The 25622-nt window shown below is 74.5% G+C and carries 21 protein-coding genes and 2 pseudogenes; 16 read left to right on the forward strand and 7 right to left on the reverse strand.

Annotation, left to right across the window (positions count from 1 at the left end; translation table 11 throughout):
* The first annotated feature begins 182 nt into the window (after positions 1–182).
* The 9 genes from Athai_RS16920 (at position 183) to Athai_RS16960 (ending at position 11352) form a co-directional block, all read left to right on the forward strand.
* Positions 183–1172: a Gfo/Idh/MocA family protein gene (locus tag Athai_RS16920; RefSeq protein ID WP_203962371.1), complete on the forward strand. Its 990-nt coding sequence runs from the start codon at positions 183–185 to the stop codon at positions 1170–1172.
* A gap of 145 nt (positions 1173–1317) precedes the next feature.
* Positions 1318–2181: a TIM barrel protein gene (locus Athai_RS16925; protein WP_203962372.1), complete on the forward strand. Its 864-nt coding sequence runs from the start codon at positions 1318–1320 to the stop codon at positions 2179–2181.
* Positions 2178–3137, forward strand: coding sequence for a 5-dehydro-2-deoxygluconokinase (gene iolC / locus Athai_RS16930; protein ID WP_203962373.1), 960 nt, complete (start codon positions 2178–2180; stop codon positions 3135–3137). The genes Athai_RS16925 and iolC overlap by 4 nt, the downstream gene beginning before the upstream one ends.
* The gene (locus Athai_RS16935) at positions 3130–4005 is read left to right on the forward strand and encodes a Cgl0159 family (beta/alpha)8-fold protein (RefSeq protein ID WP_203962374.1); all 876 of its coding nucleotides are present in this window, start codon (positions 3130–3132) and stop codon (positions 4003–4005) included. Before iolC ends, Athai_RS16935 begins: the two co-directional genes overlap by 8 nt.
* Before the next feature lie 12 nt (positions 4006–4017).
* The gene (iolB, locus tag Athai_RS16940) at positions 4018–4863 is read left to right on the forward strand and encodes a 5-deoxy-glucuronate isomerase (RefSeq protein WP_203962375.1); all 846 of its coding nucleotides are present in this window, start codon (positions 4018–4020) and stop codon (positions 4861–4863) included.
* Positions 4860–6719, forward strand: a complete 1860-nt coding sequence (gene iolD / locus Athai_RS16945) for a 3D-(3,5/4)-trihydroxycyclohexane-1,2-dione acylhydrolase (decyclizing) (protein ID WP_203962376.1) — start codon at positions 4860–4862, stop codon at positions 6717–6719. The genes iolB and iolD overlap by 4 nt, the downstream gene beginning before the upstream one ends.
* 14 nt (positions 6720–6733) lie before the next feature.
* Positions 6734–8209, forward strand: coding sequence for a CoA-acylating methylmalonate-semialdehyde dehydrogenase (locus Athai_RS16950; protein WP_203962377.1), 1476 nt, complete (start codon positions 6734–6736; stop codon positions 8207–8209).
* A gap of 12 nt (positions 8210–8221) precedes the next feature.
* Positions 8222–8803: a gamma carbonic anhydrase family protein gene (locus Athai_RS16955; RefSeq protein ID WP_203962378.1), complete on the forward strand. Its 582-nt coding sequence runs from the start codon at positions 8222–8224 to the stop codon at positions 8801–8803.
* A 179-nt stretch (positions 8804–8982) separates the two neighbouring features.
* Positions 8983–11352 carry a lamin tail domain-containing protein gene (locus tag Athai_RS16960; RefSeq protein ID WP_203962379.1) on the forward strand — a complete coding sequence of 790 codons (2370 nt, stop codon included), beginning with the start codon at positions 8983–8985 and terminating at the stop codon, positions 11350–11352.
* A gap of 75 nt (positions 11353–11427) precedes the next feature.
* Here the strand turns inward: Athai_RS16960 and Athai_RS16965 are convergent, their stop codons facing one another.
* Positions 11428–11865, reverse strand: coding sequence for a nitroreductase family deazaflavin-dependent oxidoreductase (locus Athai_RS16965; RefSeq protein ID WP_203962380.1), 438 nt, complete (start codon positions 11863–11865; stop codon positions 11428–11430).
* Positions 11866–11981: 116 nt separating this feature from the next.
* Here Athai_RS16965 and msrB point away from each other — a divergent pair, with 116 nt between their 5' ends.
* The 4 genes from msrB to Athai_RS16985 all read left to right on the forward strand — a co-directional run bounded on the left by msrB (position 11982) and on the right by Athai_RS16985 (position 15006).
* Positions 11982–12410: a peptide-methionine (R)-S-oxide reductase MsrB gene (gene msrB / locus Athai_RS16970; protein ID WP_203962381.1), complete on the forward strand. Its 429-nt coding sequence runs from the start codon at positions 11982–11984 to the stop codon at positions 12408–12410.
* Between the two features lie 147 nt (positions 12411–12557).
* Positions 12558–13016, forward strand: a complete 459-nt coding sequence (locus tag Athai_RS16975; protein ID WP_203962382.1) for a GNAT family N-acetyltransferase — start codon at positions 12558–12560, stop codon at positions 13014–13016.
* A 130-nt stretch (positions 13017–13146) separates the two neighbouring features.
* Complete coding sequence (locus Athai_RS16980; protein ID WP_203962383.1) at positions 13147–14490, forward strand: C1 family peptidase; 1344 nt, start codon at positions 13147–13149, stop codon at positions 14488–14490.
* A 123-nt stretch (positions 14491–14613) separates the two neighbouring features.
* Complete coding sequence (locus Athai_RS16985) at positions 14614–15006, forward strand: VOC family protein (RefSeq protein WP_203962384.1); 393 nt, start codon at positions 14614–14616, stop codon at positions 15004–15006.
* 29 nt (positions 15007–15035) lie between these two features.
* Here Athai_RS16985 and Athai_RS16990 read toward each other — a convergent pair whose 3' ends face one another.
* The 4 genes and pseudogenes from Athai_RS16990 to hemE all read right to left on the reverse strand — a co-directional run bounded on the left by Athai_RS16990 (position 15036) and on the right by hemE (position 19032).
* Positions 15036–15788, reverse strand: coding sequence for a helix-turn-helix domain-containing protein (locus Athai_RS16990; RefSeq protein WP_203962385.1), 753 nt, complete (start codon positions 15786–15788; stop codon positions 15036–15038).
* A 16-nt stretch (positions 15789–15804) separates the two neighbouring features.
* Positions 15805–16512 carry a hydrogen peroxide-dependent heme synthase gene (gene hemQ / locus Athai_RS16995; RefSeq protein WP_203962386.1) on the reverse strand — a complete coding sequence of 236 codons (708 nt, stop codon included), beginning with the start codon at positions 16510–16512 and terminating at the stop codon, positions 15805–15807.
* Between the two features lie 89 nt (positions 16513–16601).
* Positions 16602–17945: pseudogene (hemG, locus tag Athai_RS17000) on the reverse strand (protoporphyrinogen oxidase); the annotation flags it as partial.
* 31 nt (positions 17946–17976) lie between these two features.
* A complete protein-coding gene (gene hemE, locus Athai_RS17005; protein WP_203962388.1) occupies positions 17977–19032 on the reverse strand; it encodes a uroporphyrinogen decarboxylase in 1056 nt (351 codons plus the stop codon).
* Positions 19033–19323: 291 nt separating this feature from the next.
* On the opposite strand from hemE, the gene Athai_RS17010 reads away from it, so the two are divergent.
* Entirely contained in the window at positions 19324–19833 is a 510-nt protein-coding gene (locus tag Athai_RS17010) for a DUF3000 domain-containing protein (RefSeq protein WP_239156998.1), read from the forward strand.
* A gap of 69 nt (positions 19834–19902) precedes the next feature.
* Here the strand turns inward: Athai_RS17010 and Athai_RS17015 are convergent, their stop codons facing one another.
* Positions 19903–20529, reverse strand: a complete 627-nt coding sequence (locus Athai_RS17015) for a hypothetical protein (protein WP_203962390.1) — start codon at positions 20527–20529, stop codon at positions 19903–19905.
* Positions 20530–20883: 354 nt separating this feature from the next.
* Positions 20884–22446: a trypsin-like peptidase domain-containing protein gene (locus Athai_RS17020; protein ID WP_203962391.1), complete on the reverse strand. Its 1563-nt coding sequence runs from the start codon at positions 22444–22446 to the stop codon at positions 20884–20886.
* A gap of 328 nt (positions 22447–22774) precedes the next feature.
* On the opposite strand from Athai_RS17020, the pseudogene Athai_RS17025 reads away from it, so the two are divergent.
* Positions 22775–24069: pseudogene (locus Athai_RS17025) on the forward strand (HRDC domain-containing protein).
* 357 nt (positions 24070–24426) lie between these two features.
* Entirely contained in the window at positions 24427–25620 is a 1194-nt protein-coding gene (locus tag Athai_RS17030) for a thiolase family protein (protein WP_203962392.1), read from the forward strand.
* Positions 25621–25622 lie beyond the last annotated feature (2 nt).

A 25622-nucleotide genomic window follows, 5' to 3' on the forward strand; every position in this document is an offset into this window, starting at 1 on the left:
TCCCTTGCTGTCCGCGGCGGTTCGCGCCGCCGCCACCCCACCTGCTCAGGGCCACAGATTATCAATACGTCCGTATGTCCTAACAAATGCTTGACGGGTCGGCTCCGGCCGGGATACAACGGTGTCGCTCCCTCACCCGCCGGGCCACGGGATCACCACAGACCGCAGGAAGGCAGCAACGCATGCGCATCGGACTCGTCGGGGCGGGCCGCATCGGCGCCTGTCACGCCGGTAGCCTCAGCCGCCTGGCCGGCGTCGACGAGGTGCTGCTCGCCGATCCCGATCCGGCCCGGGTCGAGCTCGTCGCCGCCGACACCAGCGCTCGCCCGGCCCGGATGGCCGACCTGCTCGACCGCGCCGACGGTGTGGTCGTCGCGACCCCGACCGGTACCCACGCGCAGCTGATCCGGCGGATCGCCGATGCCGGCCTACCGATCTTCTGCGAGAAGCCGGTCGCCGCCGACGTGGCCGAGACCCGCGCCGTCCTGGCGCACGTCGCCGCGGCCGGGGTCGCGCTGCACGTCGGGTTCCAGCGGCGCTTCGACGCCGGCTTCGCCGCGGTACGCGAGGCGGTGCGCGCCGGTGAGCTGGGCGTGCTGCACACCGTCCGCGCCTGCACCAGCGACCCGCGACCGCCGAGCCCCGAGTACCTCGCCCACTCCGGTGGCATCTTCCGCGACTGTGCGGTGCACGACTTCGACGCGGTGCGCTGGATCACCGGCCAGGAGGTGACGGAGGTCAGCGCGCTCGGCGGGACCACCGGCGCCGCGCACTTCGCCGAGCACGGCGACGTGGACACCGCGGTCGCGGTGCTGACCCTGTCCGGCGGATGCCTCGCCAGCTGCACCGCCACCCGGTACAACGGGGGCGGCTACGACGTCCGGCTGGAGGCGTGCGGGCGGGACGGCACGCTGGTGGCCGGGCTGGACGCCCGCGCGCCGCTGCCGTCCGCCGAGCCGGGCTGGCCGGCACCCGGCACGCCGTACCAGGGGTTCGCGGACCGGTTCGCCGCGGCGTACTCCGCCGAGCTGGCCGCGTTCGTCGAGGTGGTCCGCGGCGAGCGGGACGCACCGTGCACCGGCGCCGACGCGCTCGCCGCGCTGCTGGTCGCCGAGGCCGCCGAGCGGTCCCGGCGCGAGCACCGACCGGTCCGGGTCGAGGAGGTCGCGTGAGCACCGCTGATCCTTCCCGCGGAGGCGGCGTGAGCACCGCCGACGTGATCCTTCCCGCGGAGGCGGCCATGAGCACCGCCGACGTGATCCTTCCCGCGGAGGCGGCCATGAGCACCGCCGACGTGATCCTTCCCGCGGAGGCGGCGTGAGTAGCGCCGCACGGATCGCCGCGGCGCCGATCTCCTGGGGTGTCTGCGAGGTGCCGGGCTGGGGCCACCAGCTCGCTCCGCAGCGGGTACTGGCCGAGATGGCGGCGCTCGGGCTGTCCGCCACCGAGTTCGGACCGGACGGTTTCCTGCCGGCGGCACCGACCGAGCGGGCGGCGCTGCTCGCCGGGTACGGCATGGTCGCGGTCGGCGGTTTCGTGCCGGTGGCGCTGCACACCGACGGCGCGGTCGACCGGGTCCTGTCACACTTCCCGGCGTTTCGCGCGACGGCTGCCGACACCCTGGTGCTCGCCGCGGCGAGCGGCACCGACGGGTACGACGACCGTCCCGAGCTGTCCGCGGAGCAGTGGCGCACCCTGCTGAGCAACCTGGACGAGATCGCCGCGCGGGCCACCGACGCCGGACTGGTCGCGACCCTGCATCCGCACGTCGGCACCCTGGTGGAGAACGGCGCGGAGGTCGAGCGGGTGCTCGACGGCAGCCGCGTCGGACTGTGCCTGGACACCGGTCACCTGCTGGTCGGCGGGGTGGACCCGGTGGCGTTGAGCCGATCGGCGGCCGACCGGATCGGCCACGTGCACCTCAAGGACGTCGACGCGGCGCTCGCCGCCGCGGTGCGCGCCGGCACGGTGCCCTACAGCACCGCGGTACGCGACGGGTTGTACCGGCCGCTCGGCGCCGGTGACGTGGACGTGCCGGCGATCGTCGCCGCCCTCGGCGACTACCCCGGCTGGTACGTGCTGGAGCAGGACGTGGTGCTGTCGGGTGAACCGGCGCCCGGCGCCGGCCCGGCCGTCGACGTCGCCGCCAGCCTGGCCCGGCTGCGGGCGGTGCTGTCGTGACCGGGGCGGGCTTCGACGTGTTGGCCGTCGGCCGGCTCGGCGTCGATCTGTACCCGCAGCGCATCGGCACCCCGCTGGCGCAGGTCGAGCAGTTCGGCCGCTACCTCGGCGGTACCGCGGCGAACGTCGCGGTCGCCGCGGCCCGGCACGGCCGCCGGGTGGCGCTGGTCTCGCGCACCGGCGCCGACCCGTTCGGCGAGTTCCTGCACACCGCGCTGCGCGAGTTCGGGGTTGACGACCGGTGGGTGACGCCGGTGCCGGAGCTGCCGACGCCGATCACGTTCTGCGAGATCTTCCCGCCCGACACGTTCCCGATCTGGTTCTACCGCTACCCGGCCGCACCGGACCTGCAGCTCGGTCCGGACGAGATCGACCTGGACGCGGTGGCCGCGGCGCGGGTGCTGTGGCTGACCGGTACCGGGCTGTCCGCGCAGCCGAGCCGGGCCGGCCATCACGCGATGCTCGCCGCCCGGGACCGGCGGCCGTACACGGTGCTGGACCTGGACTACCGGCCGACGCTGTGGCCGGACGAGGCGACCGCGCGGCGCGAGATCGGCGCGGCGGTGACGCAGGTCGACGTCGCGGTCGGCAACCTGGCCGAGTGCGAGATCGCGGTCGGTGAGGCCGAACCGGAGGCGGCGGCCGAGGCGCTGCTCGCCGCCGGGGTGCGGCTCGCGGTGGTGAAGCAGGGACCGGCGGGCGTGCTGGCCCGCACCGCCACCGAACGGGTGCAGCTGCCGCCGCTGCCGGTGGAGGTGGTCAACGGGCTCGGTGCCGGCGACGCGTTCGGCGGCGCGCTGTGCCACGGGCTGCTGGCCGGCTGGCCGCTCGCCGACACGGTGCGGTTCGCCAACGCGGCCGGCGCGCTCGCGGCCGGGCGGCTGGCCTGCTCGGTCGACATGCCGTACACCGCGGAGGTGGCGGCGCTGCTGGATCGGGCGGCCGCCGATGCCTGAGCCGCTCCGCGCCCGGCTGGTACGCACCCGGGCCACCGCGCCGGACTCGGTGCGGGTGGCCGCGGCGAACCGGCCCCGCGGGCCGGAACTGGCGCAGCGGGGGCGGTTCCTGCTGATCGCCGCCGACCACCCGGCCCGCGCGTCGATGACCGTACGGGGGCGGGCGAACGCGATGGCCGACCGGGTCGACCTGCTCGACCGGCTGCTCGTCGCGCTGTCCCGGCCCGGGGTCGCCGGGGTGCTCGGTACCGCCGACATCCTGGAGGACCTGCTGCTGCTCGACGCGCTGGCGGGCAAGATCGTGGTCGGTTCGATGAACCGGGGCGGGGTGCCGGGGACCGTCTTCGAGATCGACGACCGGTTCACCGCCTACGACGCGGACACGCTCACCGCGATGCGCTTCGACGCCGGCAAGATGCTGCTGCGCATCGACCCGGACGACCCGGCCACCGCGAGCGCGCTGGAGCGCTGCGCGCAGGCGGTGTCCGCGCTCGCGGCGCGCGAACTGGTCTCGGTCGTGGAGCCCTTCTGGGTACGCCGGGACGGCGCCGGCGCGCGGGTCAACGACCTGTCCACCGACGCGGTGATCCGGTCGGTCGCGGTGGCGCAGGCGCTGGGCAGCCGCTCGGCGTACACCTGGTTGAAGCTGCCGGTGGTCGACGACATGCCGCGGGTGCTGGCCGCCACCACGCTGCCGGTGGTGCTGCTCGGCGGTGACCCGCAGGGCGACCCGGACGCGAGCTACCAGGCGTGGCGGCGGGCGCTGACCGACGAGTCGGTGCGCGGGCTGGTCGTCGGCCGGGCCCTGCTGTACCCGCCGGACGACGACGTCGCCGCGGCCGTCGACACCGCCGCCGGCCTGTTGTGAGGGGACCTGAGAATGGACTGGTACCAGCCGTTCGGCGACACCGCGAGCCCACCGTGGACGGTCCGCACCGGACTCACCCACGCCGGGCTGTCGGTGCTGGCGCTGCCGCCGGGCGGCAGCGCGACGATCGACACCGGCGAGCAGGAGATGCTGGTCCTGCCGTTGGCCGGCGCCGCGCACGTCGATCGCGGTGGCCAGCGGTACGAACTGCGGGGCCGGGCCGACGTGTTCGCCGGGCGCAGTGACTTCGCCTACCTGCCGCGGCACTCGGAGGTGACGATCGGTTCGGCCGGCGGCGGCCGGTTCGCCGTCGCCGCCGGGCCCTGCGAACGCGACCTCGGCTTCCGGTACGGGCCGGCCGAGCAGGTGCCGGTCGAGCTGCGCGGCGCCGGGCGGTGCAGCCGGCAGATCCACAATCTCGCCGCGGCCGACGGTTTCGAGTGCGACCGGCTGATCGTGGTGGAGGTGCTCACCCCGGACGGCAACTGGTCCAGCTACCCGCCGCACAAACACGACGAGCACTCCGCGGTGGAGTCGGAGCTGGAGGAGATCTACTACTTCGAGATCGGTGGCGACGGCGCCGGTTACCACCGGGTGTACGGCACCGCGCAGCGACCGATCGACGTGCTCGCCGAGGTGCGTACCGGTGACGTGGTGCTGGTGCCGCACGGCTGGCACGGCCCGTCGATGGCGGCGCCCGGCTACCCGATGTACTACCTGAACGTGATGGCCGGGCCGCGATCCGAGCGAGCCTGGCGGATCCGCGACGATCCGGCGCACGCCTGGATACGGTCCAGCTGGGACGGTGTGCCGGTCGACGACCGGCTACCGATGAGCGACGCGGAGGGGACGCCATGACGCGGGCGACGGTGGCGCAGGCGCTGGTGCGCTACCTGGCGAACCAGTACACCGAGCGGGACGGGGTGCGGCGGCGGCTGTTCGCCGGCTGCTTCGGCATCTTTGGGCACGGCAACATCGCCGGGATCGGCCAGGCGCTGCTGCAGGCCGGCGACGAGCTGCGCTACCACCAGGCCCGCAACGAGCAGGCGATGGTGCACACCGCCGCCGCGTACGCGCGGGTCAGCGACCGGCTGTCCACCTTCGCCTGCACCTCCTCGATCGGGCCGGGCGCGACGAACATGGTCACCGGCGCGGCCGGCGCCACCATCAACCGGCTGCCGGTGCTGCTGCTGCCGGGCGACGTGTTCGCGACCCGGCCGGCCGACCCGGTCCTGCAGCAGTTGCAGACCGGCTACGCCGGGGACGTGTCGGTCAACGACTGCCTGCGCCCGGTCTCGGTGTACTTCGACCGCATCATGCGCCCCGAGCAGCTGCTCGATGCGGCGCCCGCGGCGATGCGGGCGCTGACCGACCCGGCCGCGACCGGTGCGGTCACCCTGGCGCTGCCGCAGGACGTGCAGGCCGAGGCGTACGACTGGCCGGCGGCGTTCGCCGCGCCCCGGGTCTGGCCGGTGCGCCGCGGCCTCGCCGACCCGGAGTCGCTCGCCGAGGCGGTGGCCGCGATCCGGGCCGCGCGCCGGCCGCTGATCGTCGCCGGCGGCGGCGTGCGGTACTCGGCCGCCACCGAGGCGCTCGCCGAGTTCGCCGCCGCGACGGGCATCCCGGTCGCCGAGACGCAGGCCGGCAAGGGCTCGCTGCGGCACGACCACCCGGCCGCGGTCGGCGCGATCGGGGCCACCGGTACCACCGCGGCGAACGCGCTCGCCGCCGAGGCCGATCTGGTGCTCGGCATCGGTACCCGGTTCACCGACTTCACCACCGCCTCGCACACCGCGTTCGCCGATCCGGACGTGCGGTTCGTCAACGTCAACGTGTGCGCCGCCGACGCGGTCCGGCTCGGTGGTATCGCGGTGCTCGCGGACGCCCGCCGCGCGCTGGAGCAGCTGAGAGCCGCGCTGGCCGGCTGGTCGGTACCCGACTCCTACCGCACCCGGGCCCGCGACCTCGCCGCGGCCTGGTCGTCCACCGTGGACGGCGCCTACCGGCTGGGACACCGTCCGCTGCCGGCGCAGAGCGAGGTGATCGGCGCGGTGAACGAGGCCGCCACCGACGCCGACGTGGTGGTGTGCGCCGCCGGTTCGATGCCCGGCGACCTGCACAAGCTGTGGCGATCCGGCGCACCCCGGCAGTACCACGTGGAGTACGGGTACTCGTGCATGGGGTACGAGATCGCCGGCGGGCTCGGCGCGAAGCTCGCGATCGGCGCCGAGGGCGAGGTGTTCGTCCTGGTCGGCGACGGGTCGTACCTGATGATGGCGCAGGAGCTGGTGACCGCGGTCGCCGAGGGCGTCAAGCTGATCGTGGTACTGGTCGACAACTCCGGGTTCGCGTCCATCGGCGCGCTGTCCGAAACCGTCGGCGCGCCCCGCTTCGGTACCTGGTACCGCTACCGCGACGCGGGCGGTGGGTTGACCGGCGACGTGTTGCCGACCGACCTCGCCGCCAACGCCGCCAGCCTGGGTGCCGCGGTGTCCAGCGTGGCCACCGTGCCGGAACTGCGCTCGGCGCTGGCCGCGGCGCGCGACGCCGAGCGCACCACGGTGATCCGGATCCGGACCGACCCGCTGGTCCCGGCGCCGGACTCGGCCGCCTGGTGGGACGTCCCGGTCGCCCAGACCGCCACCCTGGACGCCACCACCGCCGCGCGCCGCGAGTACGAGCGGGCCAAGCGGGCGCAACGCAGCTACCGGTAGGGAAGGTGGGGGCAGTGCAGACGATCGAACACTGGATCGACGGGGCGACGACCGCCGGCGGCGGCGCGCGCACGGCCCCGGTGTACGACCCGGCGACCGGTCAGGTGCGGGCGCGGGTACGGCTGGCCGAGGCGTCCGATGTGGACGCCGCGGTCGGGTCGGCGAAGGCGGCGTTCGACGGCTGGCACCAGCTGTCGATCGCCCGGCGCACCGAGGTCCTGTTCCGGTTCCGGGAGCTGCTCGCCGCGCACACCGACGAGCTGGCCGAGGCGATCACCGACGAGCACGGCAAGACGCTCGACGACGCCCGGGGCGAGGTGGCCCGGGGCCGCGAGGTCGTCGAGTTCGCCTGCGGGATCGGTCACCTGCTCCAGGGCGGGTACTCCGACCAGGTGTCCACCGGGGTGGACACCTGGTCGCTGCGGGCGCCGCTCGGCGTGTGCGCCGGGATCACCCCGTTCAACTTCCCGGCGATGGTGCCGCTGTGGATGCATCCGATCGCGATCGCCGCGGGCAACACGTTCGTGCTCAAACCCAGCGAGCGGGATCCCTCCGCGTCGCTGATCCTGGCCCGGCTGTGGCAGCGGGCCGGGCTGCCGGACGGCGTGTTCACCGTGCTGCACGGGGACGCGGTAGCGGTCGACGCACTGGTCGACCATCCCGACGTGGCCGCGGTGTCGTTCGTCGGGTCCACCCCGATCGCCCGGCACGTGTACCAGCGGGGCACTGCCGCGGGCAAGCGGGTGCAGGCGCTGGGCGGCGCGAAGAACCACGCGGTGGTACTGCCGGACGCCGACCTCGCGGACGCCGCCCGGCAGATCACCGGCGCCGCGTACGGGTCGGCCGGCCAGCGGTGCATGGCGATCTCGGCCGTGGTCGCGGTGGGCGACTGCGCCGACGACCTGGTCGCCGCGCTGGCCACGCTGGCCGGCGGGATCCGGGTCGGCCCCGGCCGCGACCCGGGTACCGAGCTGGGGCCGGTGATCACCGCGCAGGCCGCCGAACGCATCGCCGCGCACGTCGAGCGGGCCGCCGCGGACGGCGCGACGCTGGTGGTCGACCGGCGCGAGCAGCCCGGCGACGGCTTCTTCGTCGGGCCGTGCCTGCTCGACCACGTGGATGCCGACCAGGAGATCTACCGCACCGAGGTGTTCGGGCCGGTGCTGGTGGTGTTGCGGGCGGCCACCCTGGACGAGGCGATCGCGCTGGTCAACGCGAACCCGTACGGGAACGGCGCGGCGATCTTCACCGGCAGCGGCGCCGCCGCCCGCCGGTTCGGCCGCGAGGTGACCGCCGGGATGGTCGGCGTCAACGTGCCGATCCCGGTGCCGGCCGCCTACCACTCGTTCGGCGGCTGGAAGGACTCGCTGTTCGGCGACACGCACATGTACGGCACCGAGGGCGTGGCGTTCTACACCCGCGCCAAGGCGGTCACCGCCCGCTGGCCGCGCGGCGCGGCGGCCCCGCAGTACCACTTCCCCACGACCTGAGGGGCGGCTGCCATGATCGCGTCGTGGTGGCCGGCCGGTCACCACGACGCGATCTTCGAGGCGGTCCGCATGTCCCGCATTCTCGCCCTGCCCGGCGCCGCGCCGCGGCTGGCATCCGGCGCCGTGGTCCTGCCCGGCGCGACCGTCGTCGGCGACGTCGGCCTGGCCGCCGACGTCGGCGTCTGGTACGGCGCGGTGCTGCGCGGCGACGTCGCGCCGGTGACGATCGGCGCCGGCAGCAACGTCCAGGACACCGCGGTGCTGCACGCCGACCCGGGCTTCCCGGCGAGCATCGGGGAACGGGTCACCATCGGGCACGGTGCCGTGGTGCACGGCGCGACGGTCGGCGACGACTGCCTGATCGGGATGCGCGCCACCGTGCTCAACGGCGCCCGGATCGAGCCCGGCTGCCTGATCGCCGCCGGCGCGGTGGTACCGCCCGGCACCCACGTGCCGGCCGGTTCGCTGGTCGCCGGTGTCCCGGGCCGGGTCCGCCGCCCGGTCACCGAGGCGGAGACCGCGACGATCGCCGCCTCCTGGCAGCTGTACGTGGCGCTCGCGCACCGGCACCGCGACGAGGCGACGCCCGCCTGACCCGCCCCCGCCGGTCGGGTGGACTTCAGGGCGTCGATACCGCGGCGTTACTGACTTGTCCGGCTCCGGGTGGTAGGCAGAAGGGCTGCCCACGCCGGGCGGCGCAGAGGTACCGACGGGACTGCCGACGAGGCTCGGGGCGCCGGCCGTCCTCCCCTACCGATCCAGGAGGACTCAGCGTGTTGTCACGCATCACAGCCGCCGTGCGCCGACGGCGGCGACGCGCCGTACTCGGCGGCGCGCTCGCCCTCGCCACGGCCGGTGGCCTGACCCTCGCCGCGGTCGCGCCCGCGCAGGCCGCATCCAGCGACGTGGTGATCGCCCAGGTGTACGGCGGCGGCGGCAACTCCGGCGCCACCCTCACCAACGACTACGTGCAGTTGAGCAACCGCGGTGGCACCGCGGTGGACGTGTCCGGCTGGAGCGTGCAGTACGCGTCGGCCAGCGGCACCAGCTGGCAGGTCACGAAGCTGACCGGCAGCATCCCGGCCGGCGCGAGCTACCTGGTCGCCGAGGCGGCCGGTGCCGGCGGCAGCACGCCGCTGACCGACCCGAACGTGACGGGCTCGATCGCGATGAGCGCCACCTCCGGCCGGGTCGCACTGGTCACCGCCGGCACCGCGCTGACCTGCGGCGCGTCCTGCGCCGGCACCAGCAGCGTGCGCGATTTCGTGGGGTACGGGAAGGTCACCGACGCCGAGGGCAGCCCGGTACCGGCGCTGTCCAACACCACCGCCGCGCTGCGCGGCGACGCCGCCGACTCCGACGACAACGCCACCGACTTCACCGTCGGCGACCCGGCCCCGGCCGGTACCGGCAGCACCCCGCCGCCCACCGGCGAGCCGGCCCGCATCCACGACATCCAGGGCGCCGCGCACCGCTCCCCGCTGACCGGCAAGGCGGTCACCGAGGTACCGGGCGTGGTCACCGCGGTCGGCCCGCGTGGCTTCTGGTTCCAGGACCCGCACCCGGACCGGAACCCGGCCACCAGCGAGGGCCTGTACGTGTTCACCTCGGCGAAGCCGACGGTGGCGCGCGGCGACAGCGTGTCGGTGGCCGGCACCGTCAGCGAGTACCGACCGGGAAACAGCGCCGCCAACCTCTCCACCACCGAGCTGACCCGGCCGACCGTCACGGTCACCGGGCACGACGCGCGGCTGCCGAAGCCGCGGGTGCTCGGCCCCGGCGGGCTGCGCATCCCGCGCGCGGTGCGCACCGACGCGCCCGGCGACGTGGAGAAGAGCGCCACGTTCGACCCGCGGCACAACGCACTCGATGCCTACGAGTCGGTCGAGGGGATGCTCGTCGCGGTGCGGCACGCCACCGCCGTCGGCCCGACCAACAAGTACGGTGAGCTGCCGGTGATGCCGGCCGGCGACCCGGGGGTGCGCACCCGCAACGGCGGTGTGAAGTACACCGGCTACGACAACGCGAACACCGGCCGGCTGATCCTGTCCTCGACGCTGGCGAAGGTACCGGACGCGAACACCGGCGATCGCCTGCCGGGCACCGTGTCCGGGGTGCTCGACTACCAGTTCGGCAACTACATGCTCTACCCGACCGCGACGCCGACGGTCGTCTCCGGCGGGCTGCGGCCGGGCACCACCCGGCCGCAGCGGGCGGGTGAGCTGTCGATCGCCACCTACAACGTGGAGAACCTCGCGCCGGCCGACCCGGCGAGCAAGTACGCCAAGCTCGCCACCGGCATCGTGCACAACCTGGCGTCGCCGGACATCGTCGCGGTGGAGGAGATCCAGGACAACGACGGGGCCACCAACGACGGCGTGGTCGCCGCGGACGTGACCTGGAACAAGCTGATCGACGCGGTGACCGCGGCCGGCGGGCCGCACTACCGGTGGCGCTCCATCGACCCGGTGAACGACCAGGACGGCGGCCAGCCCGGCGGCAACATCCGGGTCGGATTCCTGTTCCGTACCGACCGCGGGCTGTCCTTCGTGGACCGTTCGCCCGGCGACGCGACGACCCCGGAGGCGGTCACCTCGGTGCACGGCGTACCGCAGCTGACGCACTCGCCGGGGCGGGTGGCACCGGCCGACGACGCCTGGCAGGACTCGCGCAAGCCGCTCGCCGGCGAGTTCTCGTACCACGGCAAGCCGCTGTTCGTGATCGCGAACCACTTCGCGTCCAAGGGCGGCGACGACCCGCTGATGGGCCGCTACCAGCCGCCGGCGCGCGGTTCGGAGCAGCAGCGCGACCAGCAGGCCGTGCTGGTGCACCAGTTCGTCGGGCAGATCCAGGCGATCGACCGGTCGGCGGACATCGTGGTGCTCGGTGACCTGAACGACTACGAGTTCTCCGACACCGCGCACACCCTGACCGCCGGTCGCTCGCTCGTCGACCTGCCGGACACGCTGCCACTGCCCGAGCGCTACACCTACGACTACGAGGGCAACTCGGAGGTGCTGGACCATCTGCTGATCTCGCCGTCGTTGCTGCCGCGGCACGACTACCAGGTGGTGCACATCAACAGCGAGTTCGCCAACCAGACCAGCGATCACGACCCGCAGATCGCCCGGATCCGGCCGTAGCCACCGGCGCCGCCCGGTGTCGCGCCACGGCGCGGCCCGGGCGGCGCCGCCGCCCTCGTCCGGCCGGGTGGCCGGTCAGCCGGCCGGGGTGAGCACGAAGACCGGGATGATCCGGTCGGTCTTCGTCTGGTAGTCGGCGTAGTCGGGGTAGGCCTCGACCGCACGCTGCCACCAGGTGTCGCGCTCGGCGCCGGTCGCCTGGTGCGCCACCATCGCCTGTTTGACCGGCCCGTCCTGCAGTTCGACGTGTGGGTCGGCGACGAGGTTGTAGTACCAGACCGGGTGTTTCGGCGCGCCGCCCAGCGAGGCGACCACCGCGTACTCGCCGCCGTGCTCGACGCGCATCACCGGCGTCTTGCGGATCTTGCCGGTACGGGCGCCACGGCTGGTGAGGATCACCACCGGCATGCCGCGCATCGTGGTGCCCTCGGTGCCACCGGAGCTCTCGTACAGCTCGACCTGGTCCCGCGAGTGCTGGGACGGACTCGGAACGTACTCTCCCTGCAAAGCCATGCCGCCAGTCAACCTCTCCATCACGTCGATCGGACCCGATTCGAACGATAGGACGCCTTCGCGCCGGCGACCACGAGAGCACCGGGGCGGCTGGGCGGGCGACGTACCGTGGAAGCATGACTGAGCAGAGCACCAGCCGGCCGCTGCCGGCCACCGACGACGAGTGGCGCGAGCGGCTGAGCCCGGAGGAGTTCGCGGTGCTGCGGGAGGCGGCCACCGAGCGCCCGTTCACCGGGGAGTACGTGAACACCGCCACCGAGGGTGTCTACCGGTGCCGGGCCTGCGGGGCGGAGCTGTTCCGCAGCGACACCAAGTTCGAGTCGCACTGCGGCTGGCCGTCGTTCTACACCCCGCTGGCCGGCGAGGCGGTCCGGTTGATCACCGACACCAGCCTCGGCATGACCCGCACCGAGGTGCGCTGCGCCACCTGCGACTCGCACCTCGGCCACGTGTTCGAGGGCGAGGGCTACGACACCCCCACCGACCAGCGGTACTGCATCAACTCGATCTCGCTGACCCTGGAGCCGCGCGAGCCCGCCTCCTGATCCGGTGGAAGGGCACCGGCGAGAACCGCGGGTGGCCGGGCGCCGGCCGGGCGCCACAGACCGTCCGACCGGGTGTCCGCGCCCACCCGGTGACTGCGGCCGGTGCCCGTGGCGGGTGTCGCGGTCGGGCGCAATAGGCTCGGTGGTGTGAGTGACCTGACCTTGCGACGGGCCCGGTTCGCGCAGCTCTCCGGCCCCGAGCTGTACGAGATCCTGCGGTTGCGGGTGGACGTGTTCGTGGTCGAGCAGGACTGCCCGTACCCGGAACTCGACGGCCGGGACACCGAACCGGACACCGTACACCTGTGGTACGAGCGGGGCGGCCGGATCGCCTCGTACCTGCGCATCCTTGCCGAGCCTGGCGGCACCGCCCGGATCGGCCGGGTGTGCACCGCGGTCGACGAGCGCGGCGCTGGCCTCGCCGGTCAGCTGCTCGACCAGGCGCTCGCCGCGATCGGGCCACGCACCGTCGCGCTCAGCGCGCAGAGCCATCTGACCGCATTCTATGCCCGGTACGGCTTTCGACCGGATGGCGAGGGCTATCTGGAAGATGGCATCCCGCACACACCGATGGTGCGTTCGCGCGACCACCCACCGGCCACGTAGGGTCGGCATCGGCGCCGGTCGATCGGCTGGTCGCGGCGCCGTACGAGGCCCCGGCGACCCGACACCCCCTGCGGTCGGGGTCTCTCGCCCGACAGCCGGCGCAGCGATGCCCGGTGGAAAGGAAGCAGGCATGGACGCTGGCAGCCGAAACGCTCTCGGTACCGACGATCTGGAGCTGCTGCGCAAGCAGTTCGCCGCGAACCCGGCGAACCGGCTCGCGCAGAACGCCGTGGCGGCGACCCCGGTCGACCAGGTGGCGCTGGACCGCTCGGTGGGCAACGGGATCGACCACGCCGTGTCCCACCTGCTCGACGACTGGAAGGCCACCGACCAGCGCAAGAGCGGCCGGTGCTGGCTGTTCGCCGGGCTCAACCTGCTGCGGGTCGGCGCCAAGCGGAAGCTGAACCTGAAGGACTTCGAGTTCTCCCAGAACCACCTGATGTTCTGGGACAAGCTGGAGCGCGCCAACTACTTCCTGACCGCGATGATCGAGACCGCCGGCGCCGACGTCGACGACCGTACCGTCGCGCACCTGCTCGGCACCGTGGCCGAGGACGGCGGCCAGTGGAACATGTTCGTCGCGCTGGTGGCCAAGCACGGGCTGGTGCCGAAGACGGCGATGCCGGAGACCGACTCGTCCGGGCAGACCGCCCGGATGAACTCGATCCTGCAGAAGGTGCTGCGCGAGGGCGCGCACGCGCTGCGCACCGCGGCCGCCGCCGGCGCCACCGACGCCGAGCTCGACGAGCAGCGGCGCGAGATCCTCGCCGTGGTGTACCGGGTGCTCGCCATCCACCTGGGCAACCCGCCGGAGCGGTTCGAGTGGCAGTGGACCGACGCCGACCGGCAGTACCACCGGGACGGCGAGCTGACCCCGCAGCAGTTCGCGCAGCGCTACGTCGAGCTGCCGCTGGCCGACTACGTCTGCCTGGTGCACGACCCGCGCAACCCGACCGGCCGCACCTACACCGTCGAGTACCTGGGCAACGTGCTGGGCGGCGCGCCGGTGGTCTACCTCAACGTGGACATGGCGGTGCTCAAGGACGTCGCGGCGAAGACGATCACCGGCGGCGAGCCGGTGTGGTTCGGCTGCGACGTGGCGCAGCAGTTCGACAAGAAGCTCGGGGTGTGGGACGCGAAGCTGCTCGACTACCCGTCGGTCTACTCCACGACGTTCGGGCTGAGCAAGGCCGAGCGGCTCGCGTACCACGAGTCGGCGATGTCGCACGCGATGCTGTTCACCGGCGTGGACATCGCCGACGACGGCGCGCCGCGCCGCTGGCGGGTGGAGAACTCCTGGGGCACCGACCTCGGCCAGGAGGGCTTCTTCACGATGACCGACTCGTGGTTCGACGAGTACGTGTTCGAGATCGCGGCCCGCGCCGACCTGCTGCCGGCCGAGCTGCGGGAGGCGCTGGCCGGCGAGCCGACCGTGCTGCCGGCCTGGGACCCGATGGGCGCCCTCGCCCGCTGACCGCGTTCGCCCACCGGCCGGGCGCCCGTCCCCCGCGACGGGCGCCCGGCCGGTTCGTTCGGTGCGGGTACGCGTCCGATTTCGTCAAGGGGCCCGCCGGGTGCCGCGGCTAGCGTGGCCGGCATGACCGCACAACTCGACTGCCTGGGCCTGGTCACCACCGATCTGGCCGCCTCGCTCGCCTTCTACCGGTCGCTCGGGCTGGACATCCCCGCCGGGGCCGAGAACCAACCGCACGTGGAGGCGCCGCTGCCCGGCGGCCTCCGGCTGATGTGGGACACCCTCGACGTGGTGCGCTCGCTGAACCCGGACTGGACCGCGCCGAGCGGCAGCCCGCGGATCGCGCTGGCGTTCCGTTGCGCGGACCCGGCGGAGGTCGACGCCGTCCACGAGCGGATGGTCGCCGCCGGCCACCGGGGCACCACGACGCCGTTCGACGCCCCCTGGGGGCAGCGGTATGCGAGCCTGCTCGACCCCGACGGCAACGGCGTGGACCTCTACGCCCCGCTCGGCTGACCGGCCGGGTCGCCCGCCGGGCCCCCGGATCAGCCGGTGAGCAGGGTGCTGGGTGGTACGCCGGTGAGCGCCCGCACGTCCCGGGTCAGGTGGGCCTGGTCGGCGTAGCCGAAGGCGGCCGCCACCTGCACCAGGCTCCGGCCGGTACGGGCCGCGTCCAGCGCCCGGTTCATCCGCAGGATCCGGGCCAGCGTCTTCGGCCCGTACCCGAAGGCGTCGCGGCAGCGCCGGTGCAGTTGCCGCTCGCTGAGGTACGACTCGGCCGCGACCGCACCGACCGGGGTACCGCGGCGCAGTTCGGCGACCAGCGCCCGCAGCGCCGGATCGTTCGCGGCGTGCAGCGGCTCGGCGAGCGCGGCGGCCAGTGCCGCGGCCGGGTCGGCACTCCCGGCGATGCGACCGGCCAGCGCCCGGACCCGGTGGGCGGGCCACAGTGCGGCCAGCGGCACCCGGGCGTCGCGCAGCTCGTACCCGGGGACGCCGAGCACGGCGGGCCCGACGCCGGGATCGAACCGTACCGCGGCGAACCGGGCGCCGGGCGGGCTGGTCGACCACTGTGCCCGGGTGTCCGGGCCGGCGACAAGCAGCTCGCCGTCGACCGCGATCAGGTCCAGGCAGCCGTCCGGCAGGATCCGCCCGGTCGAACCGGCCGGGCCGACCCGGCGGGTCCACAGGGTCGCGCCGGGGACCGCGGCCCGCCACTGCCGGTACCCGCTCTCGGTGGCCGCGGTCGACCCGCCGGCGGTGGCCGGCGCGGCCGGGGCGGGGTCCGGCGCGGACATCAGCTCGGCCGGTCCGTTACGGCAGCGCGGCGATGATCTCGGCGACGTCGCGCCGCCGGCCGGTGTGGAAGGGGATCTCCAGCCGGGTGTGCCGGCGCGCGGTCGCGGCCCGCAGCTCGCGCATCAGGTCGACGATGCGGTGCAGCTCGTCGGCCTCGAACGCGAGGATCCACTCGTAGTCGCCGAGCGCGAACGCGGGCACCGTGTTGGCCCGCACGTCCGGGTACTCGCGGGCCATCTTGCCGTGCTCGGCGAGCATGAACCGGCGCTCGTCGTCGGGCAGCAGGTACCACTCGTACGACCGGTCGAACGGGTAGACCGCGACGTAGTTGCGCGGCCGTTCGTCGGACAGGAACGCGGGCAGGTGGCTCTTGTTGAACTCGGCCGGCCGGTGCACCGCCATCGACGACCAGGTCGGCGTCAGGTACCGGCCGAGCTGGGTGCGGCGGACCGCGCCGAACGCGTCCTGCAGGGCGTCCGGGTCGGCCGAGTGCCACCAGACCATCAGGTCGGCGCCGGCCCGCAGCCCGGACACGTCGTACGTACCGCGCACCACCACGCCCTTGTCCGGCAACGCGGCCAACAGCCCGGTGAACTCGCCGGTCAGCTCGTCGCGCAGGGTCGGCAGCGGCGCGGTGGCGGCGAACACCGACCACATCGTGTACCGCGCGGTCGCGTTCAGTTCCCGGATCCGGGCGGCGTTGCTCGCGGTCTCCTCGGCCATGGTCACTCTCCTGTGCTGATCTCGGCGGGTTCGGCGGTACCGGCGTGCGCGACGCCGGCCGGAGCGGCCGGGTCCGGGGCGACGGCGGCGAGACGGTCGGCGGCGGCGAAGCCGGACCGGATGCAGACCGGGATGCCCACCCCGTCGTAGCCGGCGCCGGCCAGCGCGAGCGTCGGGTATCCGGCGAGCCCGGCCCGGGCCCGGGCGATCCGGTCGACGTGCCCCGGCCCGTACTGCGGGAGGGCGCCGCCCCAGCGCTGCACCCGTACCCCGACGGGGTCGGGCAGCCGGGTGCCGAGGATCGCCGCCAGGTCGGCGCGGGCCAGCTCGGCCAGGTCGGCGTCGTCGCGCTGCAGCACCCGGGTCTCGCGGTACCGGCCGAGCGACAGGCGGGCCAGCGAGACGCCGGGCGCGGCGAGGTGCGGCCACTTGTGCCCGACGAACGTGGCCGCCTTGACCGCGTACCCCTCGGTGGCCGGCACCAGGAACCCGGACGAGGCCGGCAGTACGTCGCCGGGCAGCACCAGGGTGACCAGCGCGATGCTCGCGTAGTCGAGCACGCCGACCTCGGCCGCGGCGGCCGGGGCGAACCCGGTCAGCAGCCGGGCGGCCGGCCGCGCCGGTACGGCCAGCACCACGGCGTCGGCGGTCAGGTACCCGGGATCGCGGGTGGACCCGATCGTCAGCCGCCAGCCGGCCGGGGTCGGCGCCAGCTCGCGAACCGGCGCGTCCAGCCGGGTGGTCGCGCCGCTCGCCGCGGCCAGCGCGGTGGCCAGCGCGGACATCCCGGCGGCGGGCACGCCGAACATCGGGCCGGTCGCCTTCGGCGTCGCCGCCTGCGCGGCCCGGACCGCGGCGGACAGGGTGGTTTCCCGCTGCGCGGCGGCGTGCAGCGCGGGCACCGTGACGGCGAGCGACAGGTCGTCGGCGCGACCCGCGTACACCCCGCCGAGCAGCGGGTCGACCAGCCGGTCGACGACCTCGTCGCCGTACCGGGGGCGCACCAGGGCACCGACCGACACGTCGGCGCCGGGCGCGAGCAGCGGGTCCGGCCCGCCCGGCGGCTCCGGCGTGGCCCGTGCCGGGCCGGAACTATCCAATATGGACGGATCGGCCGGGATGCCGAGCAGGGTTCCGCGAGGCACCGGCCGGGTCGCTCCCGCAGCGACGATGCCGGCCGGCAACGGCGCCGGATGCGCCAGCGCGCCCAGCCCGAGCTCGGCAGCCAGTTCGGCGACCACCGGATCCCGCAGCAGCACCGACTCGGCGCCCTGCTCGACCCGGACACCCGCCACCTCGCCGGTGGCCAGCTTGCCACCGAGGCGGCCGGACTGATCCAGCACCGTGATGTCCACACCTGGGCCGAGGCGGCGGCGCAGACGCCACGCCGCGCTCAGCCCACTGATCCCGGCACCCACGACCGCTACGTGCACGGCTCCATCATTGCCCGCGCACCCGCGCCGGCTACGCGGGGGGCAGCCGGTGCACCAGATCGACCACCTTGGCCAGCATGTCCGGATCGGTTTCCGGCAGCACCCCGTGGCCGAGATTGAACACGTGCCCGGCCGCCTCGTCGCCCTCGGCGCAGATCCGCCGCACCTCGTCGGCCAGTACCGACCACGGTGCGAGCAGCAGCGCCGGGTCCAGGTTGCCCTGCACCGCCCGGTTCGGGCCGACCGCGGCCGCCGCGTCCGACAGCGGGGTACGCCAGTCGACACCGACCACGTCCGCACCCGCCTCGGCCATCGCCGGCAGCAGGTGCCCGGTACCGACGCCGAAGTGGATCCGCGGCACCTCCGGCGCGGCCTCCGCGACCGCGCGCAGCACCGCGGCGGAGTGCGGGGCGACGAACGTGGCGTAGTCGGCGGCGGACAGCGCACCGGCCCACGAGTCGAACAGCTGCACCGCCGCCGCGCCGGCCGCCACCTGCACCCGCAGGAACTCACCCGCGATCCCGGCCAGCCGGGCGCACAGCTCGTGCCACACCTGCGGCGCGCCGTGCATCAACGCCTTGGTACGGGCGTGGCTGCGGGACGGCCCGCCCTCCACCAGGTAACTGGCCAGCGTGAACGGCGCCCCGGCGAACCCGATCAGCGGGGTGTCGCCGAGCTCGGCGACCAGCATCCGCACCGCCGCCGACACGTAGTCGACGTCGTCGGCGGCCAGCGGCCGGATCGCCGCGACCGCGGCCTCGTCCCGCACCGGCTCGGCCACGATCGGGCCGACACCCGGACGGATGTCCACGTCGATGCCGATCGCGGCGAGCGGTACCACGATGTCGGAGAACAGGATCGCCGCGTCCACGCCGAGCCGCCGCACCGGCTGCAGGGTGATCTCGGTGATCAGTTCGGGCGTGGAGCACGCGGTCATCATCGGCACGCCCTCGCGCAGCGCGCGGTACTCGGGCAGCGAGCGGCCCGCCTGCCGCATGAACCAGACCGGCCGGCGGCCGGCCTGACGGCGCCGGCAGGCGGCAAGGAACGGGGACTCGGTACTCGTCGGCGTGCTCATCGCGGTCATCCTCGCACGGCGTCCGGGCAGCACCGTCGGGTGCCCGCGGCGTACCGCACCGTCGGGTGCCCGCGGCGTACGACACCCTCGGGCGCCCGCGGTGTACACCCTCGGGTGCCCGCGGTGTACCGCTGCGGGTGGGTCGTGGCGAGAAACCGGCTCGGGCACCCACAATCCGGGCGGTCCGTGGCCAACGGTCCGTGTCCCCCGGCGTGCCCTGCCGGACCGCGGGCGCCACGCCGCCTAGTCTCGTGGCATGGCGCCGTCGACCGTGCTGCCCCCGAGACGTTCACGCGCGCCGTGCAGGGGCTGACCTCGGTCCGGCCGCGGGCGGAGATCGCGCTCGACCCGCTGCCGGCGCCGAAACGCCTCGCACCGTTCGCGCACGCGATCGGCGCCACGGTGCTGCGCGACGAGGACGAGGTGTCCACCGGCCGGCTGGTCCTGCTGCACGACCCGCAGGGTCACCCGGCCTGGCACGGCACGCTGCGGCTGGTCAGCTACCTCACCGCGGAGATCGAACCCGAGCTCGCGGCCGACCCGTTGCTGCCCGCCGTCGGGTGGAGCTGGTTGATCGACGCGCTGGAGGCGCACGGCGCCGACTACACCGCGGTCGGCGGCACCGTCACGCAGACGACGTCCACCCGGTTCGGCGAGCTGGCCGGGCCGCCGGCCACCGCCGACCTGGAGATCCGGGCCTCCTGGACGCCGCTGTCCACCGAACTCGGCGCCCACCTGGAAGCCTGGTGCGCCCTGCTCTCGTCGACCGCCGGCCTGCCACCGCCCGGCGTGAGCGACCTGGGCCGCTGACCGGGCCGGGGGAAGCGGGCGGGCGCCCGGCTTCCCCCGGCTCGTCGCGTCGGCCAGCGGTGACGGCGGTCAGTTCCCGAGGTAGGCGTCGGCCTTGTTGCACGGGTCCTGCAGGTCCTTGAGCAGCTTGTTGACCTTCTTGTCGTCGTTCTTCGACGCCGCGGCCAGCGCCTGCTCCAGCAGGGTCAGGCACTTGCCGATCGTGTCGCGCTCCTTGGTCACGCTCGCGTTCTTGTCCTTGGCGTCGGACAGGGCGGACTTGGCGTCGTCGCGCTGCTTCTTGACCGATGCCAGTTCCTTGTTGAGCTTGTCGGACTTGGCGTTCAGCGAGTCGATCGTCTGCTGTCGCGAAGCGGCGAGCTTCTTCTGCTGGTTGTAGTCGCCGTTCTTCGAGACATAGAGCACGGTCATGGTCGCCGAGAGGATCAGGAAGACCGCGGCGACCGCGGCCAGCACCGGCAGCCAGGGGCCCTTCTTGCGCTCGCTCGGAGCGGACGCGAACCGGTTCTCCGGCGGCATGCCGCCGGGCCCGCCCGGACCCATCGCCGGCAACGCCATGGTGTGCTGCGGGCCGTCGCCGACCGCCTGCGGCTGCTCCGGCGGGTACGGGCCGGGCGGCGGCCCGGCGAACCCGGGGCCACTGGTCGGCTGCGCGCCGTAGCCACCGGAGCCGCTGGTCGGCGGGACGCCCGGCATCCCGCTGGTGGGCGGGCCGCCGAACCCACCCTGGGCGGCTGGCCGCCCTGTGGCGGCTCACCGTAGCCGCCCTGCTGCGGCGGCGGCTGCTCGCCGAAACCGCCCATCGGCTGCGGCTGCCCGTACGGGTCGGGCGGCGGCTGGTTGTTCGGCGCTCCGGCGCCCCAACCCGGCTGCTGCGGGTTGTTGTCGGGCGGGAACGGACCACCGGGGTAGCCCGGCTGGCTCATCGTGACTCCTCCTCCATGGGGCGGTCGCCCCCTGCCTCAACGGACCCGGCGAAGGAACTGTCCGCAGCCCCTACCGCCGGTGGCCGTGTGACGATCATCGTTGGTCCGGGCAACCGGCCCGCCCTCACTTCCCGCACACCGAGAACTTGTCGCACGGGATCGAGATCGGAATCGCGAGGCCGATCCCCTCCGCGTCCCGCGCCTTCTCGGTGGCGATGCCGACGACCTGCCCCTTCGCGTTCAGCACCGGGCCACCGGAGTTGCCGGGGTTGATCGCCGCGTCGAACTGGATGAACTTCTCGTCGCTGCCCGGCACCTCGCGCTCCGGCGAGCTGATCACGCCGGCGGTGACCGAGTCGCCGAGCCCCAGCGGGGAGCCCACCACCACGACCGGTTCACCGGAACGCACCGGCTTGTCGACCACGCCCAGCGCGCCGAAGCTCTCGTCGCACTGCAGCAGCGCGATGTCCCGACCCGAGTCGTACTTGACGACCTTCGCCGGGTACGAACCGCCGGAGCGCTCCAGCTTCACCGACTTGCTGCCGGAGGCGAGCAGGTGCTCCACGACGTGGTGGTTGGTCAGCAGGTAGGTACCGCCGCCCGGGGCCGAGCCGACCACGAAGGCGGTACCGGAGTACTCCCCGGCGTCCACCTGGAACACGCTGGGCAGCACCTTCGCCGCGACCCCGGCGGAGTCCAGCGACCGCTTCGCCCGCTGTTGCAGGCCGCCGACGTCGTTCTCCAGCTTGGCCAGCCGGCGATCGCTCTTCGCCCGGGCGGCGGCCGCCGCCTTCTTCTGATCGCCGAGCGCCGAGTTGGTCTCCACCAGCAGCACCGTCTGCACGACGGTGACCACCACCAGCACGACCGCGAGCACCGCGACCACGGTGCCGAGTCGGCCGCGCTGCGGGGCCGGCGGCTGCCAACCGGGGCCGGCCAGCATCGGCTGGCCGGGCATCCCGGACAGCGGCGGCTGCGCACCCGGCTGCGGGCCGGGCTGCCCGACCGGCGGCTGCGCGGACCAGGCGGAGGTGCCGTCCGACCAGCGCCCACCGCCGTCCGGCTGTTCGGCGCCGGGCACCGGGGGCAGGCCCGACTCCGGCGCCGGCGGGTACTGGCCGGGCGCCGGCGGGTACGGCGCGTCGCCAGCGGTCGGCGGGTACGGCGGGCCGGTGGGAGCCGGCGGGTACGGACCGGCGGACTGCGACGTGCCGGCCGCCTCCGGTGCGGCATCCCCGGCGACCGGCGGTTCGGCGAACTGCCCGGCATCGGGCTGCTGGGGAACGACCGAGCCAGTGCCATCCGAGCCGGACGCGGCGAGGTACGGGCCGGCGTCCTGGGCCGGCGCAGCCGAATACGGGCCGGCGTCCTGGGTCGGCGCACCGGAGTTCGGCTGCGAGTCCGCGGCGGGCACGCCCGGGTACGGCCCGGCGTGCTGGGCGGGTGCACCGGGGTACGGCGTGCCGCCGGCGACCGGCGTCGAGGGGAGCGGTGCGGTGTCCGGGCTCGTCGCCGCGGACGGGATCGACGGGTCGGGCGCTCCCGGGTCCGGACCGGCCGGCGAGGTCGACGCCACCGACGCCGGCCGAGCCGGCGGGCCGGCTGCGGCCGAGGTGGGGGCTGGTGCTTCCGGCTGGCCGCCCTGAGCGGGCTCGGGCCGGCCGTCCGGCGGGTACGGGTCGGTCATCTGATTGCGGTCCTCCACGGTGCGCTGCCCCGGGCGCCTGGCGATCGGGGTGGGGTGGTGCCGACTGAGGCCGGCACCGGCTCGTGCGGCACACGTCCGAGCCGCGGACACACCCGCTGGCACACCGTAGCCGCTGCCCGCCAGTACCGGGAAGAGCCGGTCGGGCGGGCGGAGACTACCCGACGCCGGCCGGGACCGGTACCCGTGGGCGCGTGCCGGCGAAGCGGGCGGAAACGGGTCCGGCCGAAACGGGGGCGGGTCGGAAGAAAACACCCGCCACGGCCGGGGCGGCCGGCAATCGGCGGCGGTTTGCCCGTACGGTGGGCGGGTGGTCGACGCATCAACGCCGGTACCGCAGGACGCCACCACCCACGCGCCTGCGGACAGCACGCAGGACACAGCGGTCGGTGACGCCCCGGCTCCGGTGCTGTTGCGTGAACCTCGCGAGGGCATCCCCGAACCGGTCGCCGACGCGGCCGCGGTGCCGGGCCTCGCCGCCCGGTTCGGCGCCGGCACCGGCCCGGTCGCGTTGGACGCCGAGCGCGCCTCCGGCTACCGGTACAGCCAGCGCGCCTACCTGGTGCAGCTGCGCCGGTCCGGCGCCGGCACCGCGCTGGTCGACCCGATCCCGATCACCGACGCGGGCGCCGACCTGTCCGCGCTGTCGGCCGCGCTGGCCGACACCGAGTGGGTACTGCACGCCGCCAGTCAGGACCTGGCCTGCCTGGCGGAGTTGAACCTGCGGCCGCACCGGCTGTTCGACACCGAACTCGCGGCCCGGCTCGCCGGCTTCGAACGGGTCGGGTTGGCGGCGATCACCGAGCGGCTGCTCGGTTTCGCGCTGGAGAAGCAGCACTCGGCGGCCGACTGGTCCACCCGGCCGCTGCCGGAGAGCTGGCTCGCCTACGCCGCGCTGGACGTCGAGCTGCTGGTCGAGTTGCGCGACGCGCTGGACGCCGAGCTGCGCCGTCAGGGCAAGTCGCAGTGGGCCACCGAGGAGTTCGCCGCGCTGGTACACGGGCTGCCGTCGCGGCCGCGGCCCGAGCCGTGGCGGCGCACGTCCGGCATCCACCGGGTCCGCGGCGCCCGTGGCCTGGCCCGGGTGCGGGCGCTGTGGACGGCCCGGGACGAGGTGGCCCGTCGCCGCGACACGGCCCGGGCCGGGTGTTGCCGGACGCCGCCATCGTCGCGGCCGCCCAGGCCGACCCCGGCGACGAGCGGGAGCTGACCGCGGTGCCCGGTTTCGCCGGCCGCGGTGCGCGGCGCCTCGGCGGTACCTGGCTTGAGGCGTTGCTGCAGGCCAAGGCGCTGTCGGCGGCTGAGCTGCCGGCGGTGAGCGTGCCGCCGGACGGGCCGCCGCCGACGCACCGGTGGGCCGAGCGGGACCCAGCGGCAGCGGCCCGGCTGGTCCGCGCCCGCGCTGCCGTCGGCGCCATCGCCGCGGACCACACGGTGCCGCCGGAGAACCTGCTGACCCCGGACACGCTGCGGCGACTGGCCTGGTCTCCCCCGCAGCCGGTGGACCAGGCGAGCGTGCGCGTGTTCCTGGCCGAGCACGGCGCACGGTCCTGGCAGATCGGGCTGACCCTGGACGCGCTCACCGGGGCCCTCACCGACGAGTGACGCCCGGCGCTGCCGCAGGTCCGCGTGCCGGCCGGGACAGCGCCGCGGAGCCAGCGCCGCCGGGGCAGCGCCGCGGAGCCAGCGCCGCCGGGGCAGCGCCGCCGGGGCAGCGCGGCGGGGACAGCGCCGCGGGGACAGCGCCGCCGGGACGCGTCGCTGGCCGGGCACCCCGCCGGCCCGGTGCGCCGGCACCGGCCGCTCCCGATCACACCTCGCGCCGGGCGGCGCCGTCGCGGACACCTGCACCGGCGCCACGGGTACCACTGTGACCGGATGCACAGTTGGGGTGTCGTGCAAATCGCTCGTTACTGGCGAGTAGCATCGGCAGGAGAAGCCCGTACCTGCAAGGAGGCTCGCGTGCCCCGTAGCGTCCGCGACGTCGTCTTCGTCGACGGCGTGCGCACCCCGTTCGGCAAGGCGGGCGGCATGTACGCGGAGACCCGCGCCGATGACCTGGTCATCCGGTGCATCCGCGAACTGATCCGCCGCCACCCGGAACTGCCGCCCGAGCGCATCGACGAGGTCGCCATCGCGGCGACCACCCAGATCGGAGACCAGGGCCTGACCATCGGCCGCACCGCCGCGTTGCTGGCCGGCCTGCCCAAGACCGTCCCCGGGTACGCGATCGACCGGATGTGCGCGGGCGCGATGACCGCGGTGACCACGGTCGCCTCCGGCATCGCGTTCGGCGCGTACGACGTGGCGCTGGCCGGCGGGGTCGAGCACATGGGCCGGCACCCGATGGGCGAGGGGGTCGACCCGAACCCGCGGATCATCGCCGAGAAGCTGGTCGACCCGTCCGCGCTGATCATGGGCGCCACCGCGGAGAACCTGCACGACCGGATGCCCGGCGTCACCAAGCAGCGCTCCGACGCGTTCGCGCTGGCCAGCCAGCAGAAGGTGGCCAAGGCGTACGCGGCGGGCAAGCTGCAGCCCGATCTGGTCACGATGGCGACCCGCTCGGTCGAGGAGGGCTGGGGTGTCGCGACGATCGACGAGGCGCCGCGCGACACCAGCCTGGAGAAGCTCGCCGGGCTCAAGACCCCGTTCCGGCCGCACGGCCGGGTCACCGCGGGCAACGCGGCCGGCCTCAACGACGGCGCGACCTGCTCGATCATCGCGGCCGAGGAGGTCGCCACCGAGCTGGGCCTGCCGGCCGCCATGCGGCTGGTCGGCTACGGCTTCGCCGGCGTCGAGCCGGAGGTGATGGGCGTCGGGCCGATCCCGTCGACCGAGAAGGCGCTGCGGCTGACCGGGCTGTCCATCGACGACATCGGCCTGTTCGAGCTGAACGAGGCGTTCGCGGTGCAGGTGCTCGCGTTCCTGGACCACTTCGGCATCGCCGACGACGACCCGCGGGTCAACCAGTGGGGCGGCGCGATCGCGATGGGCCATCCGCTCGCGTCCTCCGGCGTCCGGCTGATGACCCAGCTCGCGCGCCAGTTCGCCGAGCACCCCGAGGTGCGGTACGGCCTGACCGCGATGTGCATCGGGATCGGCATGGGCGGCTCGGTCATCTGGGAGAACCCGGCATGGGAGGGCAACAAGTGAGC

Origin of the sequence: Actinocatenispora thailandica (genome assembly GCF_016865425.1) — a bacterium.
Taxonomy (GTDB): Bacteria; Actinomycetota; Actinomycetes; order Mycobacteriales; family Micromonosporaceae; genus Actinocatenispora; species Actinocatenispora thailandica.